8 protein-coding genes are annotated in these 9903 nt (G+C 44.0%); 3 read left to right on the top strand and 5 right to left on the bottom strand.

All coding sequences use genetic code 11. The features are described from left to right. Both alaS and LHW48_00065 read left to right on the top strand, forming a co-directional pair. Window positions 1-2021: alanine--tRNA ligase (gene alaS, locus LHW48_00070; GenBank protein ID MCB5258857.1), on the top strand; the 2021-nt coding region annotated here is incomplete at its 5' end. Then, entirely contained in the window at window positions 2018-2965 is a 948-nt protein-coding gene (locus tag LHW48_00065) for a glycosyltransferase family 9 protein (GenBank protein ID MCB5258856.1), read from the top strand. The genes alaS and LHW48_00065, both read left to right, overlap by 4 nt. 502 nt (window positions 2966-3467) lie before the next feature. Here the strand turns inward: LHW48_00065 and LHW48_00060 are convergent. The 4 genes from LHW48_00060 to pdhA are packed head-to-tail and all read right to left on the bottom strand — an operon-like array spanning window position 3468 to window position 8158. Further along, window positions 3468-4778, bottom strand: coding sequence for an FAD-dependent oxidoreductase (locus LHW48_00060; GenBank protein ID MCB5258855.1), 1311 nt, complete (start codon window positions 4776-4778; stop codon window positions 3468-3470). 10 nt (window positions 4779-4788) lie between these two features. Continuing rightward, a complete protein-coding gene (locus LHW48_00055) occupies window positions 4789-6075 on the bottom strand; it encodes a 2-oxo acid dehydrogenase subunit E2 (GenBank protein MCB5258854.1) in 1287 nt (428 codons plus the stop codon). Between the two features lie 11 nt (window positions 6076-6086). Then, window positions 6087-7064 carry an alpha-ketoacid dehydrogenase subunit beta gene (locus tag LHW48_00050; GenBank protein ID MCB5258853.1) on the bottom strand — a complete coding sequence of 326 codons (978 nt, stop codon included), beginning with the start codon at window positions 7062-7064 and terminating at the stop codon, window positions 6087-6089. Continuing rightward, window positions 7061-8158: a pyruvate dehydrogenase (acetyl-transferring) E1 component subunit alpha gene (pdhA, locus tag LHW48_00045; protein ID MCB5258852.1), complete on the bottom strand. Its 1098-nt coding sequence runs from the start codon at window positions 8156-8158 to the stop codon at window positions 7061-7063. The genes LHW48_00050 and pdhA overlap by 4 nt, the downstream gene beginning before the upstream one ends. A gap of 675 nt (window positions 8159-8833) precedes the next feature. Here pdhA and LHW48_00040 point away from each other — a divergent pair. After that, window positions 8834-9088 carry a hypothetical protein gene (locus tag LHW48_00040; protein MCB5258851.1) on the top strand — a complete coding sequence of 85 codons (255 nt, stop codon included), beginning with the start codon at window positions 8834-8836 and terminating at the stop codon, window positions 9086-9088. 70 nt (window positions 9089-9158) lie between these two features. Here the strand turns inward: LHW48_00040 and sppA are convergent. After that, the coding region (sppA, locus tag LHW48_00035) for a signal peptide peptidase SppA (protein ID MCB5258850.1) at window positions 9159-9903 on the bottom strand (745 nt) is incomplete at its 5' end.

Here is a 9903-nt window from a genome sequence, read left to right as displayed (position 1 = left end):
TTTGTACTGTAAATGGCGATTGTGACCGATATATCGAGCTATGGAACCTGGTATTTATCCAATACAACAGGGAGGAAGATCGCTCACTAAGTCCCTTGAAACAGCGTTTTGTGGATACTGGTGCAGGCTTAGAACGCATCACTCAGGTTTTGCAAGAAAAGAGTACAAACTACGAAACAGACCTTTTTATGCCCATCATTCAACGGATTGCGGAGTTGAGCGGAAATCCCTACACTGCCGAAGAAGGCATGAGCCACAGGGTAATTGCCGATCATATCCGATGCTTGTGTTTTGCTCTCGCCGATGGAGGTTTTCCCTCAAATGAGGGTCGTGGTTATGTATTGCGCAGGATTCTGCGTCGTGCCGCACGTCATGGCAGGCTGCTTGGCTTTGTCGAGCCCTTCCTTTTCAACCTAGTTGATTGCGTTGTGGAAATAATGGGGCACCATTTCTCTGAGCTTGCCGGCAAAGAAGCATATATTAAGATGGTGATAAAAGCCGAAGAAGAACGTTTCAATAAAACTTTGGATACTGGTTTGCAGAAGTTCGACGAGATCTGCGCTCATCTGGATGGTAATCTAATCGGAGGCAAAGACGCCTTTATGCTTTACGATACCTACGGTTTCCCATTGGATCTTACGATGATGTTGGCCGAAGAGAAAGGCTTCAAGATTGATTATCGCGGTTTTAACGACGAGATGGAAGCACAGCGTCAACGTGCCCGTAAAGCTTCCAAATTTGGTACTAATAAGGACGATGAGGATTGGATAGACTTACGCCCTGCTTTGCCTACGCTGTTCACGGGTTATGAGAAGCACATGGATAGCACTTATATTCAGCGTTACAGCGTTGGAGACGACCAAGTAATTGCTTTGCAACTTTCACAAACACCATTTTATGCCGAAAGCGGGGGACAGGTTGCTGATACCGGACGAATCTATAACGATGAATGCGAACTCAATGTACACGATGTTAAGAAGATAGATGATGTTTTTATCCACTATGCTACTCTTAAGAGTGGTGAGATTTCCAGGCAAATGCTAACTGCCGAGATCGATAGTTCACGTCGCGGCGATATTGCTCGCAATCATAGCACTACCCATCTCTTACACAAAGCCTTGCGCTCTGTATTAGGTGACCATGTGCAACAGAAAGGATCGCTGGTGCATCCCGATTATCTACGTTTCGATTTTACCCATTTTCAAGCTCTTTCTCGTTCTCAAACCGAGACGGTCGAAGCGATTGTAAATAAAGCTATAAGAGATAACATGTCCATCAGCACAAGCATTCAAAGCATCGAGGATGCCAAAGCTACTGGTGCTACTGCCTTGTTTGGAGAAAAGTACAGTGATGAGGTCCGCGTGATCAGCATTAATCACTACTCCAAAGAGCTTTGTGGCGGTACCCATGCCTCAGCCACTGGCGAGATTGGTATCTTCAAGATTATATCCGAAGGCTCAACCGCAGCAGGTATCAGACGCATCGAGGCTGTCACCGGTCGTGCAGCATTGAATTATATCTCTTTGATGCAGAATAGCTTGCAACGGGTTTCGGAAATGCTTTCTTGCCCACCAAACTTGATTGAGCAGAAACTACAAGCACAGAAGCAACACATTGCTGATCTAGAAAACAGGATAAAACAATTGGAAAGCCAGCACAGTCTGGCCATGATTGACGATATGTTAGCTCAATCTATTACCTATGGTGAGTTTAGGCTTCTGGTCAAAGAACTTCCTGAGGGTAGTGACCTCAAATCTTTTGCGGACAACTTGCGTGAAAAGCTGAGTGATGAAATTGCTGTAATGCTTTGTAAAAAAGGAGATAAGCTCTCTATACTTACAGTAGTTGGTAAGAAACTATTGCCCAAGTTTAATGCGGGTAAGATAGTATCTGCTATTGCTGCCACGTTGGACGGCAAGGGTGGCGGACGCCCGGATAGTGCACAGGCAGGGTGTATAAATCCCGGAGATCTTAGTCAGTTAATTCTCGATATTCCAATGATAATTAAAAGCACGCAATGAAAATCCTTATTTTGCGCCTTAGTTCTCTGGGGGACATAGTTCTCACTCAGCCCATTGCGGCTTGGTTAAGGGCAAAGTATCCTGAAGCGCAGATTGATTATGTGGTAAAAGAACAATTCCTTGAGCTTGTGACCCTAATGGGTTGTGGGCTCAAGCCGATAATTTATAAAAAGAGTTTTAAGGCACATTTCGCACTGTTTAAGGTCAGATACGATATTGTGATTGATCTGCATGGCAAGCTCTCCACATACCTTATAAAAATCGCCGCCAGAGGGAACAAAAGCGTTACCTACAACAAGGCACGCATTACCAGAGCTAGAATTGTGAAAGGGAATAATAGCCTGCATATTGAGAGCACACTGGATCTTTATAAAACTGCATTGGATAAAATCTATCAACATGTAATACTTGAGTCTCCGCATTTATACTCATCCCCACACACCACTTTGCCCGAGCTTCTCTCAGTCTGCAAAAGAATTGCTATATTTCCCGGAGCTACACATAATACAAAGAGATATCCTTTAAAATATTACAAAGAGCTTATAGAAAATAGCCCTAAGAATTTTCAATATATATTGTTGGGATCTTTTTCTGAGCTAGAGCTTTGCCAAAACCTGATACTTGATGAAAGAACCATAAATCTATGTGCAAAACTTAACTATGCGCAGATTCTGTCCCTGTTGGAGACTTGTGATTGGGTGATCAGCTCTGATAGCGGACCCATGCATCTGGCCGCTGCATTGCATAGACCGCAGATCGCAATTTTTGGGGCAACTCATCCCCGATTGGGATTTTCTCCGCAGAATCCCAACGCTCATATCCTCTGTGCTAATCTGGATTGCCAGCCCTGTTCATTGCACGGTTCTGAAAAATGTCCTCTGGGACATTTTAAATGTATGCATAGCATTCCCTTTCAGAGCATTCTGGAAATCATTGAGGGCTAGTATTCTCACTCCTAATTTTATAGAATTGATAAAGCATAAAGCAATTGAGAATAACACCAAAACACATTTTTGCAATGAACCATAAGCCCGAGTCCTGCCAATTTTGAGCATCTATACCAGGGAAACTCTTGACTTGCATTACAAAAAAAAGATTAGTTAATTATATGCTTGCCTATGATATATGAGATGCGAGTATGTAGAGTCCCCGATGTTGGCGTGGATTCCAATTCATTGTTTCTCTGGATGTTTGAGTGCATTTGATATCCCTCGTTACTCACAATCTATGTATGGCCAAGCGGATAATTGAATTGTACTCGTCTTGTTATCTAATGTCAGACTTTTTGTAGATAGTCAACCTTGCTGCTTTTTATTGTCCTGTTTCTGAGCTCTACCAAATGCGTTAACTCAAGCTTGATTAGAATGCTTGCTTGAGCGACTTTTCCCAGAGACAAAGAACCAGACACCGTAAGAGTGCCTGGTTCAACCCAATGAAAATCTTTGTCTAGTCTAAGGAGCCGGCGTCCATATAGATTTCTGCCACGGTGGGGTGAGCGTGGATGGTGCGGGCGAGATCGAAGGTAGTGCCTTCCAGTTCCATCAGGATACCTGCTTCGCTGATGAGGTCAGTAGCGTTTGCGGCCACAATCTGTACTCCCAGCACTTCGTTATATTTTGTTTCGTAGAGAATGCGGATGAAGCCGTCTGCTGTGCCTTCTGCTAGTGCTTTACCGTTTGCGGAGAGCGAGTATTGGTTCACCCGATACTCGATGCCCTTGGCTTTTATTTGTGCTTCGGTGATGCCGATTTGTGCCATTTCGGGCTCGCTGTAGATATTTAGGGGGTAAGTGCGTTCCACCACAGGCAATTGAACTTTCATGATGGTGTCGATTACTTCCAGAGCTTGGGCGGATGCCACGTGAGCCAGGTAACTTTTGCCGTTCACGTCGCCAGCTGCATAGATGCCAGGAATGCTGCATTGATGATTTATATCCGTTTTGATAAAATCTCCTTCCATCGCAATATCTGGCTTGATTTCAGGTAATACGGCAGTTCTAAAGCTTATATTTATCGCTCTATCGAAGGGATATTCTTTTTCTTTATAGATGATGTGTTTATCCTTGATGATCGCTTCGCGGATGGGGATAAGGGGAATCTTATCTTTCTTTAGTTTCTTATGGATGAAGTTCTCTAAATAGACATCCAGCGAGGGCATCAGGGGCAATTCATCGGCCAGAATTATCGGTTCCTTGCCTATCATCCTGAAAAACTGAGCCAGCTCCACCAGATTGGCGCCTCTCCCCACCAGAAGAGGCTTTTCGGGCAGCCTGTCTAGGCTATACAGCTCTTCCAGACTCAGAGCATCGTGAAAGTCCGGACGCGGGGCGGGGCGTGATCCTGTGGCAATGAGGATACTCTTTGTTTCAAAGATGCGTTTATCGGCTTCAACCTGAGTAGGGGAAAGGATTTTAGCTTCTGCCATTAGAAATTCCACCCCGTTCTTCTTCCAGAGGAATTCTATTCCGCGACTTAGCTTAGAAACGATCTGAAAAGTCCGTTTAACTGCTTGTTGCCAATCGAAAGCAAGCTCCTGCGGATTTATGCCCGTAATGCCAAATTCTGCTGCAGACTTCACTTTCTGTAGCATTTTGGCAGATTCTAAAAGGCTCTTGGTGGGAATGCAACCCCAGTTCAGACACATCCCGCCCACATACTTTTTGTCGATTACCAGAGTTTTGAGGCCGCGCTGACCTGCTTTGATAGCACCCACGTAACCCGCGGGTCCACTACCAATAATAATTAAATCATATACCATGCTTCCTCCCTTATACTATCAGTAACATGGGTTCTTTCAGATAACCAAGTACTTTATTTACAAACCTGCTGACCTCCGCTCCGTCAACAATGCGGTGATCCACACTCATACTGATGGGCATCACATTTCCGATAACGATCTGATTGTCTTTGATCACAGGCTTTTGCGTTATTTTTCCAATACCGAAGATGGCAACCTGTGGATAGGCGATTACAGGAACAGCAAAATATCCGCCAATCGAACCATAAGAAGTAATGCTGAAAGTACCGTCCTTGAGGTCGTCCAGCGTCAGTTTACGGTCTTGAGCTCGGCCTGTCAAACTCTTAATCTCAGCCGCCAATTCACTCAGAGATTTCTTATCCGCATCACGAATTACAGGCACTACCAGGCCGTCTTCGGTGTCCATGGCAATACCCATATTGATGTAATTCTTATTAATAATGCGTTCATTTTCCATGTCCAATTCGGCATTCAGCACTGGGTGTTGCTTCAGTGCAAGGGCTATGGCTTTAATTACAAAAGGCAGATAAGTAAGTCTGATGCCGCTATCACCAAGTAACTCATTCAAACGAGTCCTGGCATTCACCAATTCGCTGATCTCTACCTCATCCATGATGCTCATGTGTGCAGTGTTTTGCTTGCTGCGGAGCATGTTCTTGGCTATGGTCTTGCGAATCTGAGAAAGAGGCTCAAAGCTGATACGCTCTGATGTAGCCTCCTGATTTGACTTTGCCAAAGAATGAACCTGTGCGGATGGACGAAAAGACTGCACATCTTTCTTGGTGACCCTGCCCGCGGGGCCAGTGCCCTGCACCTGATTGATGTCGATGTCGAGGTCTTTCGCCATGGCTCGAGCAACGGGAGTGGCAAGGGCTTTCTTGCGGATTTTAGTCTCTTTTTGTACAGAGATACCCTCTTCTCCTGCAGGCAGATAGGCACCGTCTCCCGCTACTTCAATGGTGCCCACTACACCACCAAAACCTTCTTCATCTACGGATTCGGTGGAGGCTGCTTTGGGTTCTACTTTTGCTTCTTCTTGCGCGGTTTCGGCATTTATGCCCTCGATGTCAATCTCCACCAAAGCAGAACCGACCTTCACGGTATCGCCGATGCCACCATAACGTACGGAAATCACGCCGCTTTTAGGAGAAGGAATATCGGTAACCACCTTGTCCGTCTCCATTTTAACTATTGGATCGCCACTTTCAACGGTGCTGCCTTTATCCACATACCATTCAATGATTTTGCCTTCTTCCAGTCCTTCCCCGATATCGGGAAACTTGAATATATAACGCATAATTAACTCCTTTAATACCTTATCAGACGGTCAATCTCGGCGGCAATGCGCTCTGGACTGATCATATAATGCTTTTCTCCCAAAGGCAGGGGGATTACCGTGTCAAAACCAGTCAAACGACTGGGCGGCGCCTCTAAGGATAAAAATGCCTCTTCATTGATGATGCTAATCAGTTCGGCGGCAGGACCATAACTCTGCGGCGCTTCTGTAACCACAAGGGCACGACCTGTTTTGTGCACGGACTTGGTGATGGTCTCGCGGTCAAGCGGCCAGATGCTGCGCAGATCAATCAGTTCAACACTATATCCTTCAGATTTGAGCAGGGCAATTGCCTTTTGTACCTCACGAATCATAGCGCCATATGCGATAACCGTAATCTGCTCACCCTGTTGGAGCACCTTGGCTCTACCCAAAGGTATGCGATATGCCTCCTCTGGAACTTCCTGCTTGATTGCCCGGTAAATCCGCTTGGGCTCCATAAAAATAACGGGATCTGGATCTTCTATCGCCGAAATCAATAAACCCTTGGCGTCATAGGGAGTGGAAGGAATCACCACCTTGAGTCCTGGCGTGTGCCCAAAATATGCCTCAGGACTTTCACTGTGATGCTCCAAAGCATTGATGCCGCCACCATAAGGAATGCGAATCACCATCGGAACTGTGAATTTGCCTCGGGTTCGATTGCGGAACCGGGAGATGTGACTGAAAATCTGATTGAAAGCTGGGTAAGAGAAGCCATCAAACTGCATCTCAATAATCGGTTTCATCCCCGAGATTGCCATTCCCAAAGCTGTCCCGGCAATGCCAGATTCTGCCAAAGGACTGTCAAATACTCTATCTGCACCATGCTTAACTTGCAGAGCTTCGGTTACGCGGAACACTCCACCTTCCACACCTACGTCTTCACCGTATACTACAATTTCTGTATCTTCTTTAAGCTTGATATCCAAGGCGTCGTTGATTGCTTGTACCAGATTCATCACCTTCATTTTGCACCTCTCAAATAGTTTTCATAGTTGTTCTTCTGACGCTTTAGTTCGTCCGGAATCTCTTCATACATATAGCCAAAGACATCGTCCAAAGGATAGTCCGGATGCTTTTCTGCTGCTTCAAATTCACTATCAATATGTTTTTTGAATTCTTTAATGAGTTTTTCCTCATCCTTTAGGGCGTCAAGCTTGGCATGTTTGATGTAACCTTTTAAACGTTTTAACGGATCCTTCTCTGCCCAAAGCTGTTCCTCTTCTTTGCTGCGATATTTGGAGGGATCGTCAGATGTAGTATGGGCTCCGGCACGATAGGTGCGAGCCTCAATAAGGAAGGGACCTTTACCGCTTGTTGCGTGCTTGCGGGCAAAAGAAAGCGCATCGTGCATAGCGAAGAAATCGTTGCCATCTACTAAAAGTGAGGGGACATTGTATGCAATGCCTTTCACCGCAATGTTGATGGATTTAGTCTGCATCTTCAGCGGCACTGAGATGGCAAATTGATTGTTTTGCACAATGAAGATAACCGGGGTATTCCACACAGCAGCAAAGTTCAAGGCTTCATGAAAATCGCCTTCAGAAGTACCACCATCGCCTACATAGGCAAATACTGCGGCATCTTTTTCTTTATGATAATTGATTGCATAACCCAAACCTGCAGCGTGTACCAATTGAGAGGCGATAGGCACCGATACCGGTAGCATTCGGTTAGCTTTTTCGAAGCGAGAACCATCTTCTTGGCCTTTAAAATAAAGGAATATTTCTCGAAGGCTAACTCCCTTTGCCAGCCAGGCACCTAATTCGCGAAAAGCCGGTACCAGCCAATCTTGCTCTTTCGTGACCATACCGGCGGCAATATGAATGGCTTCCTGCCCCAGATTTGGGGGGTAGGTATACATCCTGCCCTGACGTTGATAACTCACTGCCATTAGGTCGGCTGTGCGCTCAAACAGCAAATCCTTATACGCCTTAAGGATTTGATCTTTCGAAAGAGAGGGTTCCCATTTTGCATCCAAGGGTTTGCCCGCATTATCGATCAATTGATAGGCTTTATTATGAATGGGATCATATTTATCTAATAACTTGTAGTTGAACATATTAAACCACCTAAATATTTATTTTTCTATATCCTACTCATATAATAGGCTATTGTGCTCTTAAGGCAAACCTTTTCTTCTGCTAAAACGCAATTTCCCTATCTTAAAAGTGAGATTGTTAGTAGTAAGAACATGAAATATTGCTCCTTGCAAAAAGAATTGCGGAAGAATATGAATACAAGAATATCAAACCTTAAGATCTGCTTGAATTGCCTGTTTACTTATTTTTACAGCTATGCACAATAACCAGAGTCTTGAAGATATTGTTGATGAATCTCTACAATGCTTAATTGATGATTCCCTTGCCAATGCATCAAGCAGACATTAACTGAGTTTAGAGCCGAGATTATCTTGTAGATAAGGGAGAATAGTAACTTGAATTATCGCTATAATTAACCTAATGTATGTGGGAAGAAGAGTGAGTTTTGAACAAAATAACAAATAATATCGAAATAAATAGACGAGAAGTGGATGAAAATCAACACGTTTTGGATCAATAATCGTTGAATGTGTGTTTATGAAATACAATATAAGAATATATATTTCAGTAGGATAAGCATTTATTCACAAAGTTTATTTAATGCAAAAAGATGTTAGTATATAACAACATTTTGCTTGCACATTATTGCGTGTTTGCAAATTTGTAACTATCAAAAAATACGTTCGGGAGTCGTTATGAAATTCTCATTATCAGACGGCACTATAATTGATCTCACCCGGATTATCAGTGTTTCTCCGGTTAGAGACATGGGACCGGATCCGGACACGATATCATTAAGTAGGATAGGTTTTACTATCCATTTAGACCAGCGTGAGTATCTGCAAGTCACCAAGCAATACCATTATGCCGATTGGCCAGTTGTTAAGAAGTGTCTTGAAAAGGATAGAAGAGAGTTGATAAATAAGTGGGATGAAGTAATGGGAGAGTGATGGCTTAGCTATTTTGCCCAAAAGAAAGTGGGTGGAATTAAATTCCACCCACTTTCTTTTGTTTTAACATTTAGAATTGTAGTTCATTATTATTGATTGGGCTTAACATTAGGGCTTTTTCCTCTGAAAAATCTTGCCAGAATTCATAGAGCTTGATATATTCTTGGCTAATTTCTTCCAGTGCATGCAATCCCAACACATTAAACATAGGATTGCTGCTAATGCCAATGGAAATACCAGTCTCGGAGCTTGTGGCGTCTACAAGGCGCATGGAACCTTCAATTCCTGTAAGTTCACGCATATGTTCAAGGGCAGTATCCAAACCTCCCAGATCATCGATAAGACCGTTATTTTTAGCCTGCTCACCGGTCCAGATTCGTCCTTGGGCCAAAGCATGAACTTCTTCTTTGTTGAGATTCTTTCTTCCGTTATCTACTTTGGAGACAAAATCCTCATAAGTGTATTCGATATAGTTTTCTAAAAGAGCTTTTTCTTCATCGGTCCAAGGTTTATAAATTGCCCCCAAATCTGCTCTTTCGCCCATCTTCACCGTACTCCAGTTTACTTTTATTTTTTTAAACAAATCGGTGGCGTTGAACATTAAGCCTATTACTCCGATTGATCCAGTAAGTGTGGCAGGGTCGGCAACTATGCGGTCGGCATTAGCAGATATAAAATATCCACCGCTTGCAGCTACTCCAGCCATAGAAACCACTACGGGCTTTTTATTCTCGCTTTGCGCCAGGCTAAGTTCCCGTAGGATGATATCGGAGGCTTGAGCACTGCCACCACCACTATCTACGCGTAGAATTATG

The sequence above is a fragment of the Candidatus Cloacimonadota bacterium genome (genome assembly GCA_020532355.1).
GTDB lineage: Bacteria > Cloacimonadota > Cloacimonadia > Cloacimonadales > Cloacimonadaceae > UBA5456.
This window is presented reverse-complemented; position numbering and strand designations above follow the sequence as displayed.

Excerpts from the sequence above, each read along its gene's own strand:
- LHW48_00055 (MCB5258854.1), bottom strand. The coding sequence starts at position 6,075 with ATGCGTTATATATTCAAGTTTCCCGATATCGGGGAAGGACTGGAAGAA.
- LHW48_00065 (MCB5258856.1), top strand. The coding sequence starts at position 2,018 with ATGAAAATCCTTATTTTGCGCCTTAGTTCTCTGGGGGACATAGTTCTC.
- LHW48_00060 (MCB5258855.1), bottom strand. The coding sequence starts at position 4,778 with ATGGTATATGATTTAATTATTATTGGTAGTGGACCCGCGGGTTACGTG.
- LHW48_00040 (MCB5258851.1), top strand. The coding sequence starts at position 8,834 with ATGAAATTCTCATTATCAGACGGCACTATAATTGATCTCACCCGGATT.
- pdhA (MCB5258852.1), bottom strand. The coding sequence starts at position 8,158 with ATGTTCAACTACAAGTTATTAGATAAATATGATCCCATTCATAATAAA.
- LHW48_00050 (MCB5258853.1), bottom strand. The coding sequence starts at position 7,064 with ATGAAGGTGATGAATCTGGTACAAGCAATCAACGACGCCTTGGATATC.